Origin of the sequence: Dietzia sp. oral taxon 368, from assembly GCF_002999155.1 — a bacterium.
Taxonomy (GTDB): Bacteria; Actinomycetota; Actinomycetes; order Mycobacteriales; family Mycobacteriaceae; genus Dietzia; species Dietzia cinnamea.
The window spans coordinates 3,089,740-3,106,575 of record NZ_CP027238.1 but is presented as its reverse complement, the minus strand read 5'-3'; the positions used below and the strand labels follow the sequence as shown (position 1 = coordinate 3,106,575).

The 16,836-nt window shown below is 69.8% G+C and carries 20 protein-coding genes and 4 tRNA genes; 15 read left to right on the top strand and 9 right to left on the bottom strand.

Annotation, left to right across the window (positions count from 1 at the left end):
• Positions 1–37 precede the first annotated feature (37 nt).
• On the bottom strand, positions 38–784 hold the full coding sequence (locus C3V38_RS14520; protein WP_106386134.1) for a dihydrofolate reductase family protein: 747 nt from the start codon (positions 782–784) through the stop codon (positions 38–40).
• A gap of 51 nt (positions 785–835) precedes the next feature.
• On the opposite strand from C3V38_RS14520, the gene zapE reads away from it, so the two are divergent.
• A complete protein-coding gene (gene zapE, locus C3V38_RS14515; protein WP_106386133.1) occupies positions 836–1,852 on the top strand; it encodes a cell division protein ZapE in 1,017 nt (338 codons plus the stop codon).
• 395 nt (positions 1,853–2,247) lie between these two features.
• Here the strand turns inward: zapE and C3V38_RS14510 are convergent, their stop codons facing one another.
• Positions 2,248–2,781, bottom strand: coding sequence for a GNAT family N-acetyltransferase (locus tag C3V38_RS14510; protein ID WP_106386132.1), 534 nt, complete (start codon positions 2,779–2,781; stop codon positions 2,248–2,250).
• A gap of 22 nt (positions 2,782–2,803) precedes the next feature.
• A complete protein-coding gene (locus C3V38_RS17405) occupies positions 2,804–3,034 on the bottom strand; it encodes a hypothetical protein (RefSeq protein ID WP_129591199.1) in 231 nt (76 codons plus the stop codon).
• A gap of 351 nt (positions 3,035–3,385) precedes the next feature.
• On the opposite strand from C3V38_RS17405, the gene xerC reads away from it, so the two are divergent.
• From xerC to C3V38_RS14450, 11 genes are all read left to right on the top strand, one after another.
• Positions 3,386–4,522 carry a tyrosine recombinase XerC gene (gene xerC / locus C3V38_RS14505; protein ID WP_106386131.1) on the top strand — a complete coding sequence of 379 codons (1,137 nt, stop codon included), beginning with the start codon at positions 3,386–3,388 and terminating at the stop codon, positions 4,520–4,522.
• A gap of 330 nt (positions 4,523–4,852) precedes the next feature.
• Positions 4,853–5,059: a helix-turn-helix domain-containing protein gene (locus tag C3V38_RS14500; RefSeq protein ID WP_254426007.1), complete on the top strand. Its 207-nt coding sequence runs from the start codon at positions 4,853–4,855 to the stop codon at positions 5,057–5,059.
• A gap of 127 nt (positions 5,060–5,186) precedes the next feature.
• The gene (locus C3V38_RS14495) at positions 5,187–6,461 is read left to right on the top strand and encodes an AAA family ATPase (RefSeq protein WP_106386130.1); all 1,275 of its coding nucleotides are present in this window, start codon (positions 5,187–5,189) and stop codon (positions 6,459–6,461) included.
• A 458-nt stretch (positions 6,462–6,919) separates the two neighbouring features.
• The gene (locus C3V38_RS14490; RefSeq protein ID WP_129591198.1) at positions 6,920–7,345 is read left to right on the top strand and encodes a hypothetical protein; all 426 of its coding nucleotides are present in this window, start codon (positions 6,920–6,922) and stop codon (positions 7,343–7,345) included.
• Positions 7,342–7,806 carry a hypothetical protein gene (locus tag C3V38_RS14485; protein WP_106386128.1) on the top strand — a complete coding sequence of 155 codons (465 nt, stop codon included), beginning with the start codon at positions 7,342–7,344 and terminating at the stop codon, positions 7,804–7,806. The genes C3V38_RS14490 and C3V38_RS14485 overlap by 4 nt, the downstream gene beginning before the upstream one ends.
• Entirely contained in the window at positions 7,803–8,138 is a 336-nt protein-coding gene (locus C3V38_RS14480) for a hypothetical protein (RefSeq protein ID WP_106386127.1), read from the top strand. The genes C3V38_RS14485 and C3V38_RS14480 overlap by 4 nt, the downstream gene beginning before the upstream one ends.
• A complete protein-coding gene (locus C3V38_RS14475; RefSeq protein WP_106386126.1) occupies positions 8,128–8,307 on the top strand; it encodes a hypothetical protein in 180 nt (59 codons plus the stop codon). The genes C3V38_RS14480 and C3V38_RS14475 overlap by 11 nt, the downstream gene beginning before the upstream one ends.
• Positions 8,308–8,919: 612 nt before the next feature.
• Positions 8,920–9,798, top strand: a complete 879-nt coding sequence (locus tag C3V38_RS14465; RefSeq protein WP_106386124.1) for a phage major capsid protein — start codon at positions 8,920–8,922, stop codon at positions 9,796–9,798.
• Between the two features lie 343 nt (positions 9,799–10,141).
• The gene (locus tag C3V38_RS14460) at positions 10,142–10,507 is read left to right on the top strand and encodes a hypothetical protein (protein ID WP_106386123.1); all 366 of its coding nucleotides are present in this window, start codon (positions 10,142–10,144) and stop codon (positions 10,505–10,507) included.
• 12 nt (positions 10,508–10,519) lie between these two features.
• Entirely contained in the window at positions 10,520–10,831 is a 312-nt protein-coding gene (locus C3V38_RS14455) for a hypothetical protein (RefSeq protein ID WP_106386122.1), read from the top strand.
• Positions 10,828–11,061 carry a hypothetical protein gene (locus C3V38_RS14450; protein ID WP_106386121.1) on the top strand — a complete coding sequence of 78 codons (234 nt, stop codon included), beginning with the start codon at positions 10,828–10,830 and terminating at the stop codon, positions 11,059–11,061. The genes C3V38_RS14455 and C3V38_RS14450 overlap by 4 nt, the downstream gene beginning before the upstream one ends.
• Positions 11,062–11,566: 505 nt before the next feature.
• Here the strand turns inward: C3V38_RS14450 and C3V38_RS14445 are convergent.
• The 5 genes from C3V38_RS14445 to C3V38_RS14430 all read right to left on the bottom strand — a co-directional run bounded on the left by C3V38_RS14445 (position 11,567) and on the right by C3V38_RS14430 (position 12,511).
• Positions 11,567–11,869 (bottom strand): hypothetical protein, encoded by a 303-nt coding sequence (locus tag C3V38_RS14445; protein WP_106386120.1) that lies wholly within the window; start codon positions 11,867–11,869, stop codon positions 11,567–11,569.
• Positions 11,866–12,036 (bottom strand): hypothetical protein, encoded by a 171-nt coding sequence (locus C3V38_RS17655; RefSeq protein WP_165001125.1) that lies wholly within the window; start codon positions 12,034–12,036, stop codon positions 11,866–11,868. The genes C3V38_RS14445 and C3V38_RS17655 overlap by 4 nt, the downstream gene beginning before the upstream one ends.
• Positions 12,037–12,212: 176 nt before the next feature.
• Positions 12,213–12,287 (bottom strand) — tRNA-Val (locus C3V38_RS14440).
• A gap of 31 nt (positions 12,288–12,318) precedes the next feature.
• A tRNA-Cys gene (locus C3V38_RS14435) sits at positions 12,319–12,389 on the bottom strand.
• Positions 12,390–12,438: 49 nt separating this feature from the next.
• A tRNA-Gly gene (locus C3V38_RS14430) sits at positions 12,439–12,511 on the bottom strand.
• A gap of 547 nt (positions 12,512–13,058) precedes the next feature.
• Here C3V38_RS14430 and C3V38_RS14425 point away from each other — a divergent pair.
• Positions 13,059–13,130 (top strand) — tRNA-Val (locus tag C3V38_RS14425).
• A gap of 177 nt (positions 13,131–13,307) precedes the next feature.
• Here C3V38_RS14425 and C3V38_RS14420 read toward each other — a convergent pair.
• Positions 13,308–13,988, bottom strand: coding sequence for a DsbA family oxidoreductase (locus C3V38_RS14420; RefSeq protein WP_254426006.1), 681 nt, complete (start codon positions 13,986–13,988; stop codon positions 13,308–13,310).
• A gap of 158 nt (positions 13,989–14,146) precedes the next feature.
• On the opposite strand from C3V38_RS14420, the gene thrS reads away from it, so the two are divergent.
• Positions 14,147–16,231, top strand: a complete 2,085-nt coding sequence (thrS, locus tag C3V38_RS14415) for a threonine--tRNA ligase (RefSeq protein ID WP_106386512.1) — start codon at positions 14,147–14,149, stop codon at positions 16,229–16,231.
• Positions 16,228–16,830, top strand: coding sequence for an HIT domain-containing protein (locus C3V38_RS14410; RefSeq protein ID WP_106386118.1), 603 nt, complete (start codon positions 16,228–16,230; stop codon positions 16,828–16,830). The genes thrS and C3V38_RS14410 overlap by 4 nt, the downstream gene beginning before the upstream one ends.
• The last annotated feature ends 6 nt before the right edge of the window (positions 16,831–16,836 follow it).

Genomic DNA, 16,836 nt, shown 5'->3' with positions numbered 1-16,836 from the left:
TCGAGGCGCCGGGGAGCCGGATCGTCTCCGCCGCGCCTCACCCGGCCGCCCCGTCGACGACCCAGCGCGTGTAGAGCCCGCCGCGTGGGCAGGTGAACGCGGCGGCGATCCGCATCGGCACCCTGCTGGTGCCCGGGCCGCCGGCCAGCGGTGTGCGGTCGCCGCCGACGACGAGCTGCGGCGCGACGGACAGCACGAGCTCGTCGACCGCGCCCTCGCGGAGGAAGGTGCCGAGGAGTCCGGGGCCGCCCTCGAATGCCACCTCGGACGCCCCGAAGTGGGTGGCCAGCGATCGGACCGCCGCGCGCAGCGGCCCGGGGTCCAGCACGTGGACGGTCACGCCCTGTCGGCGAGCGGCCTCGAGGCGGTCGCCGGGGACGCCGTGTGCGGCGACGACCTGGACGGCGTCCCCGAGGGGCGCGCAGTGGTCGATCAGCCGGTCGGGGAGGCTCCGGGTGAACACCAGGACCACCGGCGGCGGGCCGGGGCGACGGCCCGCCCATGCCTCGGCGATCCTGGCGGGGCCGTATCCCTCGGTCAGGGCCGTGGCGGAGCCCACCATCACCAGGTCGGCGCGGGCGCGCATGGCGTCGTAGACGAGTCTGTCGGTCGGGGTGCCGAGCCCGCCGCTACGGCCGTCGACGGTCGTGCTGCCGTCGACCGTGGAGATCATCACCGCCCGGATGCGGGGCAGGGCGAGATCGGGCTCCGGCTCCAGCGCCTCCCAGAGGGTGTCCAGGGCCGCGGGGTCCTCGTCGATCACGGGCGGCCGTGTCGTGTGCACCCCGGACTCCTTCCGTTCTGACGTCGAATGCCCCCACGATAGGCTCTGCGCATGGTCTCTCGCCTCGTTGACGTCACCCCGGTGGTCCCCGCCGACCAGCTCGTGGCCCAGATGGTGCCGCCGTCGATGTTCGACGACGTCAGCTTCGACTCCTACATCCCGGATCCGGCGCAGCCCTCGCAGGCCGCCGCGGTCAAGGCGTGTCGGCAGTTCGCGGAGGAGGTCAATTCCCGGCGCGCGCCGAAGAAAGGCCTGTTCGGCCGGCGCCCCAAGGCCGTCCAGGGCACCGGCATCTACCTCGACGGCGGGTTCGGCGTGGGCAAGACCCACCTGCTGACCTCGATCTATCACAACTGCCCGGAGCCCAAGGCGTTCGGCACGTTCGTCGAGCTGACGCATGTGGTGGGTGCGCTCGGCTTCAACAGGGCGGTCGAGGAGCTCTCAGGTCGCTCCGTGCTGTGCATCGACGAGTTCGAGCTCGACGACCCGGGCGACACCATGCTCGTGTCCCGCCTGCTCGCCGAGCTGACGACGGCCGGTGTCAGTGTGGCGGCCACGTCCAACACCCTGCCCGAGCAGCTGGGGGAGGGGCGCTTCGCGGCCAAGGACTTCATGCGGGAGATCCGCAAGATGTCGGGCATCTTCGAATCCATCCGGGTGGACGGTCCGGACTACCGGCACCGCAACCTGCCGCCGGCCCCGAACCCGATGACCGACGAGGACCTGCGGGCTGACGCCGAGGCGGTCGACGGTGCGACGTTCGACGACTTCGGCGAGCTGTGCCAGCACCTGTCGACCCTGCACCCCTCCAAGTACAACCGCCTGGTCGACGGTGTGAACCGTGTCTGCCTGAGCGGGGTCAAGCCGCTGCCGGACCAGTCGATCGCGCTGCGGCTCGTGGTGCTCGCGGACCGCCTCTACGACGCCGGCATCCCGGTGCGGAATTCGGGCGACAAGCTCGACGCGATCTTCACCGAGGAGATGGTCGCCGGCGGCTACAGGAAGAAGTACCTGCGGGCGACCTCGCGCCTGCTGGCGCTGTCCCGATTCGAGACCGTCGGCGGCTGACCTCCGGCCGCAGCTGGCTAGTTCCCGACCGCAGCGCCGCGGCCGGTCTGACCTCCGGCCGCGCCAGCGCGGCGCCGCGGTCCAGCCGGTGCCGACGACTCACCCCTACCCGCCCGGGTTCTCGACCCGCGACGTCACCTATCGGATGACGCGACGCCCATCGACCTACACGCCGCCTATCGGATAACGCGACGCCTATCGGATAACGCGACGCCTGCGGGGTCCCTTAGGTGGCGCGTAATCCGTTAGGTGGCGTTGGCCTGCCACGCTGTGATGACCCGCGCTCGGACGCACCCATCCGCGCCCCCGGCGCTCCGCGCAGCCGATCGTCGCCACGACGGCCTACACCCGGGGCGGACTCGACGACCGCGTTCGCCCTGACGCGGCCGCGGGACTCAGAGGGGCAGCTCGTAGACGACGTCGGTGTTGGCGACGCCGCCCACGTCGAAGATCCGGTTCCCGCGGGGCTCGAACCCGTGCTTGACGTAGAACCTCCGGGCTCGCGCGTTCGCGACATTCGTGGCCAACCAGACGCTCCGCACGCCCGACTGCCGGCTCCTCGCCATCAGATCGTCGAGCATCCGGGACGCAACCCCTGACCCGTGGTGTTCCGAATCGACGTAGAACTTGCTGATGCCAGTCGTGGGGCGGTGGACGACCTGCGATGCGCAGTCGGGATCCATCGCGGTGCCCTCTACGAGCAGTACGTACCCCACGATCGCGCCCCCGTCTGCGCGGCATACCAGCACCTCATGGTCCGAGGACTCCATGTATGCCCTGAACGCCTCCTCACTGAGATGCTCGGAGATGAAGGCCACGATCACCCCCGCATCGAGGTCGGGCGGGCACGCCAGCGGGAACGTACGGGAGGCCAGTTCCCGAAGGGGGCGGAGGTCAGCCTCTACAACCTCGTCGAGTCGCGCGGTCACCCTCCCAGACTAGGGGCACCGTTCACGCGTGCAGATGGAGGCTCTCGTCCTCCCGTACCCCGCGGATGACATACCGCTCGATGTCATCGCCACCGCCGAGCACGAGGATGACCTCATATGAGTCGGCAGCGGTCCTTCGGAGGTCGGCGAGGACACCGGTGGTGTGACGGAAGTGGACGACGCGGCCGCGCATGCTCGCCACGTCAGCCCGTCCGACCGTCGTCGAATGGTGGAGTCGGGGCGTGGCAGTCATAGATCCATCGTCAGTGACGCACATCACATAGGCGGAACGGTCCGGTACCGGTACGGCGGCGATTCGCCCGGTGGCAGGTGTGGTCCGCGGCCGGGCCCCGAAGGCCGTCTCGCCGCCGGCGCATCAACGCGGAAAGCCCCGGCCGGGGCCGGGGCGTTCTGTGGTGCGCGATACTGGGATTGAACCAGTGACCCGGGGTAGAGTCCTCACCATGTCTGACCAGGCGTAACAGCCCGTCTACCTGCACCGATACAGTCCATGAAGGTAGACGAAGATGGACGAAGATACCCCCCGATTACCCGTCCTTTGGGCACGCTTTGGGCACGCGGTGGGCACGACGAGGAGGACGACATGGCACGCAAGACGGACACGGAGCGGGCGCGGTTCGGTAGCGTCCGCCGCCTACCATCGGGCCGATACCAAGCCCGCTACACGGGGCCGGATCTCGCGCGGTACACCGGCCCCCGGACCTTCCAGACCAAGGGCGACGCCTTCGGCTGGCTCCGCGCCGAGGAACGCCTCATCGAACTGGAGGTCTGGACCTCCCCGGTGGACCGGGAGCGGGCGGAGGAGGCGAAGGCCGCCAGGGTCACCGTGGAGGCGTACGGGACCGCGTGGATGGACCAGCGGGACGTGAGGCCCAAGACCCTGGCCGAGTACCGGCGCTTCTGGGCCTCCCGCGTCGTTCCGTACATCGGCCAGGAGGCCGTGGCTGAACTGACGCCGGCCCGGATCCGGACGTGGTGGGCGGAGATCCGCAAGGCCCACGACACGCCCACGGCCAACGCCCGCGCCTACTCGCTCCTGAAGACCGTCCTGTCCGATGCCGTGACCGACGGACACCTGGCGGCGAACCCCTGCCAGGTGAAGGGGGCCGGGATCGCGCCGAAGGGCCGGGAGATGGCGCTACTCACGCCCGCCCAGTTGTCCGCTATCGCCGCCGCCATGCCGGAGCGGTACCGGGCGGCGGTCCTGGTGGCGGCGTGGGGCGGTCTGCGGTTCGGAGAACTCACCGAGTTGCGCCGGAAGGACGTGGCCGCCGGCGGGACCCTGGTCCGCGTTCGCCGGGCCGTCGTCCGCGTGGACGGGGAGGAGATCGTGGGGACGCCGAAGTCCGCCGAAGGTGTCCGGGACGTCCACCTCCCGGCCCCGGCGGCCAAGGCTCTGGCGGCGCACCTGGAGACCTTCACCGGCCCCGGGGCCGACGCTCTGGTCTTCGACACCGCCGCCGGTGGCCGGGTGACCCCGACGCGGCTCCGGGAGCCGTTCCAGCGGGCCGTGGCCAAGGCCGGGGTCACCGATCCGGTCCGGCTCCACGATCTCCGCCACATGGGGGCCACGATGGCGGCGCAAGCGGGGGCTACCACGAAAGAACTCATGGCCCGCCTGGGGCACTCCACGCCGACCATGGCCATGAGGTACCAGCACGCGGCGGCCGGCCGGGATGCCGCCCTGGCCAAGCGGATGGCGGCGCTGGCGGACGAGTGACACGCCCGGGCGCGTGGACAACTGGGGTGGGCGGCGCGGCACTATTCCGGCGGGGGTAGTGCCGTCGCGCTGACGTGGGACAACGGGCGCGTTCCGTTACACACCCGCTACAGCGTAGGTGCCGCGTCCACGACACTGTAGCCGTTGCACCCTGCCTGACCTGCGGCGTAGTAGTTGGACGTATCGGGAACAACCTCCCGGTTCCACCACGGAGTGGACGACGAAGCCCCCAGGTAAAGCAAGCGGCCCGCCAAGCCTCACGACAACGGTAACGGTTAACAGCGGCTTCGACGTCCCGGCAACTCCGACCACCTCACCCTTGGAGTTGCCATGTCCACCATGCCCACCATGGGCCTGCCCGCCGCCGCTGAATATCTCGGTGTGTCCGACAAGTTCGTTCGCCGGCAGGTCTCGGAGGGCCGACTCCCGGCCTACCGACTCGGCGGTCCGCGCGGCCGTCTCCGCTTCTACCGCGAAGACCTCGACGCCCTCCTGACCCCCGTCCCCGCCGCCCGGCAGGGGGGTGGCCACGCATGAGCGCAAACGAAAGCCGCCCCCACCACGTGGAGGCGGCCCCGAAGACCTCGCCCAGGTCCACCTCTGAAGATACCGTGTCGGACCAGACTCTGGGAAGCCCCTCTCATAATGTGGGCGGTGGTCTCCGATGAGCCTGGCACGCAACGCCCGCAAGAGTGGGAAGCCTAACCCCCTGATCTCCCAGGCCACCCTGGCCGCCAGGGCCAGGGAACGCCAGAAGGCGGTGGACGCCGCCAGGGAGAAGATCAAGGCGTCCGCCATCGGCCGGTCGGCCCTGAAGAAGATCCCGCCGCCGGTGCCGGTCATCGACGGCCTGATGTTTCTGGACAACCTGGCCCGCCTGTCATCGGAGCCGGGGCGGGGGAAGACCTTCCTGGCCCTGGACATGGCCCTGTGCGTGGCCACGGGGACCCCGTGGCACGGCCATAAGGTCCGGCAGGGCCGGGTGCTCTACCTGGTTGGTGAGGGCCTGTCAGGGCTGAACCAGCGTGTGGAGGCGTGGGAGTCCTACCAGCGGACCACGGTCCCGGAAGGGGCGGTGGAGTGGCTGGACCTACCCCTAGAACTCCACGACCCAGAGGGCATCGACCCCGACGGGCTGGCCGCGTACGTGAAGGAGGAGGGGTTCACGGTCGTCATCGTGGACACCCAGGCCCGCTACACGGCCGGGATGGAAGAGAACTCGAACTCCGAGGTGGGAGTCCTGGTGCGCAACCTGGACCGGCTGAAGCAGGCCGTGGGGGCGTGCATCCTCCTCATCCACCACGTCACCATCGGGACCGACCGTCCCCGTGGGGCGTCCGCGCTGAACGGGGCCATCGACACGGAGATGATCCTGGTCTCCGCCGGCGGCGGACGCGGCGTGGTCAAACTCCAGAATCCGAAGCAGAAGAACGCGGCCGAACACGCCGACCTGGGGTTCACGCCTTACATCTGTAAGGACTCCGTGGTGATGGTGGCCGACACCGACCGGAAGGTCACCGGCGGCAAGGTGGACCCCTTCGCGCGGCCGGCCAGGCCCCCGGTCCTGGGATCCCAGGCTGGACACACCATCCGCCAGCGGATCACGTACATCATCTGGTCCACGTTCCAGCACGGCACGTCTGGCGGGACGAAGGAGGAGATTAAGCGGAGCCTCCAGGGGGATCCGGACCTAAAGATCACCTCCGCCAACTGGGTGAAGCGGTTTAACGCGGAGTGGTCAACCATGGAGGCCAAGGGCCACCTGAAGACCGGGGCCAGCGGTACCCGGTTCCTCCTCACCCAGGCCGCCCTGGAGGAGATCGGGGCCGACGAGATGACGCCCCCGACACCGGAGGAGGAGCGGACCCTCCTGGAGCACATCGACACCGCCGACGACCTCCAGGACGGCCTCCAGGGCGATGACGACGATGAGGACTAACACCTCCGCCGCCGCCTCCCGAGGGTGTCTGACTGTAGTGGACGGTCCCCGGACGGTCCTCTCCGCCGAGATCGACAAAACCGCAGGTCAGAGGGTGGACGGTGTCCGTCCGCCGGAGGTATGTAGTGGACGGTGCGTCCCAGGACCGTCCGGCACCGTCCCCGCCGCCCTATATCCGCAGGTCAGAGGGTGGACGGTGGGCCGTCCGGACGCCGTCCACAACCCCCTCCGGACGGACCGTCCCCCCCTTAAGGGGGACGGGACGAAGGGCCGAAGGCAGGAATCAAGCCCAGAACCGTCCCGTGCTCACGAAGCCGGCGGCGGACTGGGCCACCTAGAACAACCCACGGCGGCGGATCTCCCCCCTCCTCATGACCGTGTTCCACGCACCCACAACAACCAACCAGGCCCCGCCCGGCAAGGCGGCGGGGAGCACCACCACGGAGGAGCACGACACCATGAGCACGACACGACAGACGGCCGGCGGAGTCCAGTACCCGCGCCCGACCACCGACACCTACCCACCTCTGGCCGGGCTGGCTGACGCCCTGAACAAGGCGGCGCGGACCATGCCCGAGGGCACGGCGGACCACTTCGTGGCCCGGAGGGCTACCTGGGACGCGAAGAACCCCGTCCGTGTGATCCCCCGGGAGGGCGGCGGGTACGACGTCGTTCTGGTCCTGGCTCACGGCGGCTACGACCTGGAGGACGCCCAGCGCCACGCCAACCTCATGCGGCACTACCTCCGTCTGGCGGAGATCGACGTGGCCACTCGACTGGAGGGCCACCCGGAGAGGTGGGACGGACTCATGGAACAGGAGTCCGACGAGTACAACACCTGGCGACTCCTGCCCGCCGACGACGCCGAGGGGGCCGACCGATGAGCACGAAGACGAACCCACTACGCCGGGCGGCGCAGACCTGGCCCGGCCTGGAGCGCGTGGACCTGGCCCTGGAGGTCTGGGAGACCACGATCCCCCGGCTGGAGATCCAGGAGGCGTGCAGCGGGTGCGCCTGGACCGAACTGTTTAAGCCCGCGCTGGTAGCGGTCACGGGCCGGGCGTTCGACTCCAAGACCACGGGGGAGATCCGGCGGGCGGTGATCGACCGCCTCCAGGTAGCGGACCCGGCCGGGGGGCACGGGATAGACCCGGCCCTATGGGACCAGGCGGCGGCCATCCTGCCGGTGCCGGGGTACCGCCAGGGCTACCACCGCCGGCGTCTACAGGCGCGCCTGGACCTCCTCCCGGAGGCTCGCCCGGTCGTGGTTCGGAGGGCGTCGGACTGGGAGCCGGTGGATCTGTCGCGGTACCTCACCGACGACGCCGAGGAGGCCGGCCGATGACCGGCCGGCGACGTCTCCGCCTCCGGGAGATCCTGCCCGCACCGTGGATCGCGCGGATGCCGGAGGGCGGCGGCTACACCCCGCCACCTCCGGACCCCGCCGAGGACGGTCCGCGCCGCCTCTACTCGACGTGGCCAGACGCACCCACCGGCATCCTGTCCTTCGGCCAGGCGTGCCTGGCCTTCGCCGCCGGCCACTCGGACGCCGTGGAGGCGTGGCGCTGGAACTTCCCGAAGTCGGCGGAGGTCTTCGACGGCGTCCGCACCACCGAAGCGGGCGTGATCCCGCTGGATCAGCCCTACACCCTCGAAGGAGAAGACGATGGCCGCTGAGTGGACCGCTGACGACTTCGCAGACCCACCCCTGGACGTTCTCACGGAGAACGGCCGCGCGACCGTCTCACGGGCGGTCTGGGACCGCGACACGGACGTCCTGGCCGACCTCCAGCGTGAAGCGGACAGCCACCGGAACCTCCACCCCGACCTGGGGGACGAAGGATGAGCGCGGCGGCCTCGACCTACCCGGCCAGCGCACCGTGGCCGGGGGAGTGGGCCAGTCTCGCCGCGTGTGCCGGCCGGCAGCCTCTCATGGACGACGACCTCCCCGGGGAGACGGCCGAGGAGAGGGAGGCCCGCCACTGGAGGGCGGCGGAGGTCTGTCGCCGGTGCGTCGTGCTGGCAGAGTGCGCGGCCTGGAGAGAGGCCACCCCGGTGGCGCAACGTGTCGGTGTCTCCGCTGGCCGCGTCCGGCGACCTGCCCAGAAGGGCGACACGGACCTCCTCAACCCGGCCTCTACGGCCGTGGCGGTGGCCTAGCGCGGCGGTCCTCTACGGAGGTAGAGTAGAGGTGTCCTTTCGACGGGGACAGTCGTTGCGAAACGGCGGCGGCGGGTAGCGGGCAGATGCCCGTCCGCCGCCCCGGTTCCTCGACACCGGCCGACTAGATGACTCGAAACGCCGACCGTCGAACCCAGGGGTAGACACCCCGCCCCGACGGGATGACTCCCGAGCGGACCTGAAACACCGCCGCCCTTCGACGCGCGTGAGGCAGATCCTCCGTGGTTGATGACCAGGCCGGCGGCGGTCCCGTTCACCCTGAAGGAGTCCCGCCATCATGGCTGAGTCACTGTTCATCAACGGCGGTCTGTCCCCCGCCTTCCTCGTCCAACTCCGCGCCGGCCTCATCGAGCACGTCAAGAAGACCAGCCGCGCGGCCCAGTCCTCGACCGTCGTCACCTCGACCTACGCCGACGTGGACGTCCCGATCCTCGCGGACGACGTGGACGCGGTGTGGACTGCCGAGGGCCAGGAGATCGCGCAGGCCGCGCCGGACCTGGTGACCAAGAAGGTTCGCCCGGGCAAGTTGGCGCGCATCGTCCCGATCTCCAATGAGGCGATCATGTCCCAGCAGATCGACCTGATCCAGATGACCACGCGGTCGCTGGGTCGGTCCTTCGTGGACCAGGCGGACCGGGCGTTTTACAACCTCCTGGCCGCGCCCGCCCCCCAGGGCGGTCTCGCGTCCATCACCGCGCCCACGGAGATCGCCGTGGGGGCCACGGCCTTCCCCAACCTCGACGCGGTCTATGAGGCGGCGGGCGTCATCGCCACGGCAGGCGGTGTGGCAACCGACCTCCACGTCAACGTGGACACGCTCGTCGCGCTCCAGACCCTGAAGAAGTCCAGCGGAAGCAATGAAGGACTTCTGGAGGGTGACGCCATGCGCAACCTCATGGCGGGGACCGCGACCGGGGACCTGGCCGTCACGGTCGCGGGCCTGGCTCTCCGGGTGTCGCGCCACGTTCCCGCCGGCACCGCGTGGGTCACCGACCGGACGAAGATCGTCACCGCGCTGACCGGCCAGCCGAAGTTCGACACCTCGCAGGATGCGGGGTTCACCCGCGACGTCACCCTCATCCGCGCCACCCAGGGCCTGGGCTACGTGGTCGCTGACGAGGTTGCCGGGGCGGTCCGCCTGGACCTGACGGTCTGACGATGACCACCACGACGACCACGGCCACCCCCGGGGTCGTCGTCGTGGTCCATGAGCACCGGCGGCGGTGGTGAGAAGGTGCTCCGCCACCGTCGCCGGCCACCACGGTTGTGGGAACCCTCTAGTCGCACCGTCCAACTACGCGGCGGCCGGAGGGGCACCCAGGGCGGGGTTCCTTCCCCCCGGGTCTCCCCAGTACGGCTAGGCATTGCAAGAAACTTTGCGAGCACGCATTTTCCCAGGACCCGGGGGGGTCACGGCGGCGGTGACACCACCTCCGCCGCCGTGACCTCACCGAAACACCCTCTGTAGGAAACCCACAAACCACCGTCAGGAGCACACCATGGGAAGCCGTAAGCGCGGGGCCGACGCGGTCGCCGCCATCCGCGCCACCGTCGCCGGGCTGGACCCCGACGTCGTCCTGGACGAGCGGGAGGAGAACCTCCTGGCGTCTATAGCCCGGGCCTACAACAGGGCCGCTGACCTCGACAGGGACGCCGCCAAGGCCCGCGCCTCCGGGGGGTCACCCCGCCGGGTCACGGAGTTGGCGGCGGAGGCCAGACTCCAGGAGCACCAGGCCGAAAGGTGGGCCGCCGAGATCATCCGCGCGGTGCAGGAGGCGGTCGCGCCCACCACCAAGGACTGGAAGGCGCAGAAGGCCGCGAACACCCGGTGGTCTGGCAGATACTCCGGGAAGGCGGCGAGGTAGGTCATGGCGCGCATGAACACCACCTCCAGGGCCGCCGCCACGGACCTGGTGGACGAGTTCCTGGAGTCTCCGGCGGTGGCCCAGATGCTGGGCTACGCGGAGATGGCCGGACCCAACCAGGTGTCCCTGGCGGTCCATGACCTCCGCCGTGGACGTCCGGCCGTCGTGGACTCCGCCCTTCTGCCCGAGGAGATCGCGGTGGACTTCTTCGACCGCCACCGCCACCTCTCCCTCCGTCTCCGCCTCCAGCGCGGCCAGCGCCCGGAGGTCGTGGACGACCGCGCCCCGGCCGTCGTGGACGACGTGGAGGAGGTCGTCGGATGACCGCGCCCATGGCCTGGCCCTACGGGGAGGCGGCGGCGGCACTACGGAAGGCCGTCGGGCCGGTCCCACGGTCGGAATACCCCGACCTGGCGGTGGCCCGGGCGGTGGCAAGGATCGGAGACCGTGCCCTGGAGTCGGGGGAGGTCGTGGTGACGGACCACGACCTCCGCACCCTGGCCACGGAGGCCGCCGCCATGAGGCCGCCCCACCCGTTCGTCTACGGCTACTGACCGTCCGCGAAGTGGCCGCCGCCCTGGGAGTCAACCACGCCACCGTGGTCCGTGACGGGGCGGCTGGTGCAAATGCACCAGACCCCGACGACGAAGTCGTGGACGCGGAGATAGTGGAGGAGGACGACGAAGACAACCCCTGGGCCGACGCCCTGTTACGTCGAAGCCTCCGCCGCCAGGCCCCGGGAGTACCCCCAGGAGGCCCTGGAGAAGGCCCTGAAGGAGTCCGTGGGTGTTCAGAATCGAACAACACCGGCGGATCTCGACGGCACCGTGGCGAAGGTGGCCGTCCGGCACACGGAGGAGGCGGCGCGGAAGACCGTGGAGGACTCCGTGGGTGATGCAAATGCATCACCCGACACCGACGGCACCCTGTTACGCCGTGGATCCCGCCGCCCCTCTCCACGCTCCCGTCCTCCCGGGACCACGGTGGACTGACAGGCCAGCCAGGCGGCGAGAGGCCCGGAGAATCGACGCCAGGGGGTCGTGTGAGCGTATCCCGAGGTCACGCAGGCGGCGCGTAGACGACGTGAGGGTCCCAAGGTGGCACTTCCGGCACCTCCGGGACGTCGCCGGTGAACGTCCACGTCGGCACCACCGCGCGGGCCGCGTAGTAGGCGGAGGTCGGATCCTCCAGGCCCTCACCGCCTGTCCATGGACCCGTGGCGGTGACAGGGACGGCGGTGTCGGCGGCGTCGTAAAGGGCCACCAGGGTGGCGGTGTCCCACACCCTCACCGTCACCACGCCATCGACGGCCGCGACCACCTGGTGGTCGGGGCCGGTGAAGGTGTAGGTCAGGCCGGTCATGGTCGCCGCCTCTCCACGCCATGCCCGGCGTACCAGACCCCAGGGCGGCGGGCCTCCTGGCGGCGGCGGATCTCCTCCGCGTCGGCCGGCGAGATCGTGCCCAGGCCGACGTGGAACTGGGCATGAGCGCGGCGGAGGAGGGCCAGGAGGGACGGGCGGGTGTTCATGCTCTGTCTATCGCTGGCGGTGTCACATATGTGACAGGCGGCGGCGTGGATCTGAAGGGCACGCCGGCCGCGTCCGTGCCCACGGAGTCCTGGGCACGGTGGGGAAGCGGTGGGCACGATATGGGCACACAACGAAGTCAGGCCCCCTCGAAAGGGGGCCTGACCTGGTGTTTCTGTGGTGCGCGATACTGGGATTGAACCAGTGACCTCTTCCGTGTCAGGGAAGCGCTCTCCCGCTGAGCTAATCGCGCGGGTTCTGCGCCCGGACGAGTCCGGACGTAGAGGTGGAGACGGGAATCGAACCCGTGTTGACGGCTTTGCAGGCCGCTGCCTCACCACTCGGCCACTCCACCGCAAAGGTATCGAGCCTGGTGAGGACGTCCTGGCTCCTCGATCCCTCCGAGCGGATGACGGGATTCGAACCCGCGACCCTCACCTTGGCAAGGTGATGCGCTACCAGCTGCGCCACATCCGCATCGCTTCTCGGCTCGCTGTTGCTCACCGCGTTGCGAGAATGAACATTAGCCGACGAGTTCGGCGGAACACAAATCCGGGGTCGGAAATGCGGGATGAACTGCGCAGTTGACCGAAATCAGCTATCCGCAGCCGCTTCCGACATTCCCACACGCCGGGCCCACGGCGGGCCCGGCAAACCCTTCGGCGAATTCCACCCGCGGCGCCTCCGAGCACGGCGGCGGGACGTCGCTAGAGGGCGGACGGGGCAGCAGGGGTCCGCGCGCCGAATTGGCCCGCCACCGGGCGGACTTACCGCCGAGTGGTCACATCCGTACGCGTTCGCGGAGACCGCCCTGGTGAATTACGGTCGTCTGTGACCACTCGCCGGCCGGGTGCACTCACGGCGGCGGCCTGAGCGGGGCGGGGCCGGGTAGGGGCGGACGCGACGCGGGAGCGAGGTGGCGGGCCGGAACTGGGCGCGAGCGGGGATCCAGGCCCCGAATTGGGCGGCGGGCCGGGGCTTGCTACAGTGTTCCGGTGCCGAGCGAGAGAGCCCGGCGACATGCGGTCCTATAGCTCAGCGGAAGAGCGCTCCGTTCACACCGGAGAGGTCACTGGTTCGAACCCAGTTAGGACCACAACTGTCACAGAAGCCCTCCCGGAGAACGGGAGGGCTTCTGCCGTCCCAGGGGTCACCCGGTAGCGACGGGTCACCCGGAGTGCAGGGCCCCTCGGAGGCGACGGGTCACCCGGAGTGCAGGGCCCCTCGGAGGCGACGGGTCACCCGGAGTGCAGGGCCCCTCGGAGGCGACGGGTCAGCCGGCGTCGGACGCGGCCTCCACGGTGAATCCCAGAGCCCGTTCCAGTGCCTGTGCGAACACCTCCACAGGCTGCGCGCCGCTCACCGCGAGCCGGCCGTCGAACACGAAGAACGGCACCCCTCGGACCCCGAGGCCGCGGGCGGTCTCCACGTCGCGCCGGACCTCGTCGGAGAAATCGTCACCGGCCAGCACCCGGTCGACCGCGTCGGAGGGCAGGCCGGCGTCGACACCGATCCGCCGCAGCACGGCGGGGTCCGAGATCACCTGACCCTCGGAGAAATGGGCGCGGCGCAGTCCCTCGTCGACCTCGTCGGCGCGCCCGTGCTCGGCCGCCAGCGCGGCGAGCCGGTGTGCGTCGAACGTCGAGCAGACCCGCGCCGACCGCCAGTCGAACTCCAGGCCCAACTCGCGGAAGCGGGAAGCCATCTGCTCCTGACCGGCCTCGGCCTCGGCTAGGGACATCCCGTACTTGCGCGCGAGCATCTCGGCGCTGGTCTCGCCCGGCTCGTCGCCCGTCACGCGAGGTGCCGTCGGATCCAGTTCGTACGCGCGCCACGCGACCTCGACCTCGGTGTCGGGATGCTCGGCGCGGAAGGACTCCAACGCCGCCTCCAGGTGCCGTTTGCCGATCCAACAGAACGGACAGATGACGTCGGACCAGATGTCGATGCGCATACCCGGGTGCAACGCCCCGGCGAGGTCCGGGATTCCGGAGGGGCCCGGGTAGCATGGACCGGCCCGGTCCGCCGTTCGGACCGCGGTGTCAGCCCGGGCGGCCCGTCGCCGCCCGACGTCCACTGCCGAGGAGATCGTCCCCCGTGTCCGAGAACCGCATGCCTCAAGCCGATGTCGACGCGACGGGTGCGGCCACCGTGACCACCGTCATCCCGGCCGGTGAGCCGGCGGGCAAGATCCTCGCCGAACGGGAGTTGCAGTCCAAGAGCGGCCCGGAGACCATCGTCGTGGTGCGCGACCCGGAGGGCACTCTGCGGGATCTGTCGTGGGCGCCGGAGGTGGACACCGAGGTCGAGCTCGTCCGCGCCGACACCGAGGACGGCCGGTCCGTGATCCGGCACTCCTGTGCACACGTCCTCGCCCAGGCCGTGCAGGACAAGTTCCCCGAGGCCAAGCTCGGCATCGGGCCGCCGATCGAGAACGGCTTCTACTACGACTTCGACGTCGCCGAGCCCTTCACCCCCGAGGACCTCAAGGACCTCGAGAAGCGGATGAAGAAAATCATCAAGGCCGGTCAGCGCTTCTCGCGCCGCGAGTACGCCTCGCTCGACGAGGCCCGGGCCGAGCTGGCCGGCGAGCCGTACAAGCTCGAGCTCATCGAGGACAAGGGCCGGGCCGACGCCGGCGACGAGGGCGGCGCCGAGGCGCTCGAGGATTCCGAGATCATGGAGGTGGGCGCGGGCGCGCTCACCGCGTACGACAACCTCAACCCCCGGACCGGTGAGGTCATCTGGTCCGACCTGTGCCGCGGTCCCCACGCGCCGACCACCAAGTTCATCCCTGCGTTCACGCTCACCCGCTCGTCGGCCGCCTACTGGCGGGGCGACCAGAGCAACGCCGGCCTCCAGCGCATCTACGGCACCGCGTGGGAGAGCACCGAGGCCATGGACGCCTACCTCGACCGACTGGCCGAGGCGGAGAAGCGTGACCACCGGCGACTCGGCACCGAACTGGACCTGTTCAGCTTCCCCGATGAGATCGGCTCCGGCTTCCCGGTGTTCCATCCGCGCGGCGGCATCATCCGCAACGAGATGGAACAGCACTCCCTCAAGCGCCACCTGGCCGCCGGCTACTCGCTGGTCAACACCCCGCACGTGACCAAGGGCGACCTGTTCCGCAAGTCGCAGCACCTGAGCTGGTACTCGGAGGGCATGTTCCCCCCGATGGTGCTCGACGCCGAGCACGACGCGGACGGCAACGAGACCAAGCCGGGCCAGGACTACTACGTCAAGCCCATGAACTGCCCGATGCACAACCTCGTCTTCGACTCCCGCGGCCGCTCGTACCGTGAGCTGCCGCTGCGGATGTTCGAGTTCGGCACCGTGTACCGGTACGAGAAGTCGGGCGTGATCCACGGGCTCACCCGCGCCCGCGGCTTCACCCAGGACGACGCCCACATCTACTGCACCGAGGAGCAGATGGAGGGCGAGATCGCCTCCGTGCTCTCGTTCATCATCTCCCTGCTACGTGACTACGGTCTCGACGACTTCTACCTCGAGCTGTCCACCAAGGACCCGGAGAAGTACGTCGGCGGCGACGAACTGTGGGAGCGGGCCACCGAGACCCTGCGCCGGGTGGCCACGAACTCCGGGCTCGAGCTCGTCCCGGACCCGGGCGGGGCGGCCTTCTACGGTCCCAAGATCTCCGTGCAGGCCCGCGACGCGATCGGCCGCACCTGGCAGATGTCGACCGTGCAGCTCGACTTCAACCTGCCCGAGCTGTTCGATCTGACCTACAACGCCGCCGACGGGACCAAGAAGCGCCCCGTCATGATCCACCGCGCGCTCTTCGGCTCGATCGAGCGGTTCTTCGCCGTGCTGCTCGAGCACTATGCGGGCCTGTTCCCGGCGTGGCTCGCGCCCGTCCAGGTGGTGGGGATCCCCGTCGCCGAGGCGCACGAGAAGCACCTCGAGGACGTCATCGACGAACTGAGGGGCAGGGGTATCCGCGCCGAGCTCGACACGTCCGACGAGCGGATGCAGAAGAAGATCCGCAACCACACCACCGGCAAGGTCCCGTTCATGCTGCTGGCCGGGGATCGCGACGTGGAGGCCGGCGCCGTGAGCTTCCGGTTCCCCGACGGCACCCAGCTCAACGGTGTCTCGCGCAACGCCGCCATGGACAAGATCGCCTACTGGATCACCTCGCGCCGCAACGACGTGCCCACCGCGGAGCGCGTGTGACGTCCGGCGAGTCGGTCCCGACGGAGGAGTACCGCCAGTTCGGCGTGGGGGAGGACCGTCTCCAGTTGCTATGGGCGCCCTACCGGATGTCCTACATCGCGGAGGCGCGTCCCGAGCCGGCCGAGGGGATGACGGGGGAGCCGTTCCTCGACATCCCCCGGATGAGCGACGAGGACGGGCTGGTGGTCGCCCGGGGCGAGCACGTCTACGTCGTGCTCAACCTCTTCCCCTACAACCCGGGGCACGCGATGGTCGTGCCATACCGCAAGGTGGCGAACCTGGAAGACCTCGACGACGACGAGTCCCGCGAGCTGATGTCGTACACGCAACATCTGATCCGGGTCGTCAAGGCGGTCTCCGCCCCGGACTCGTTCAACGTGGGGCTGAACCTCGGCGGGGCAGCCGGTGGATCACTATCCGACCATCTGCACCAACACGTCGTCCCACGCTGGATCGGGGACGCCAACTTCATTACGGTGACCAGCGGCACCAAGGTACTGCCGCAGCTCCTCCGTCAGACGCGGCAGCTGCTCGCCGAGGCGTGGTCCACCACGGGGTCTCCGGCTACCGTGCCCGGGCCGACCACACCTTCTAGCTAAGCAGGG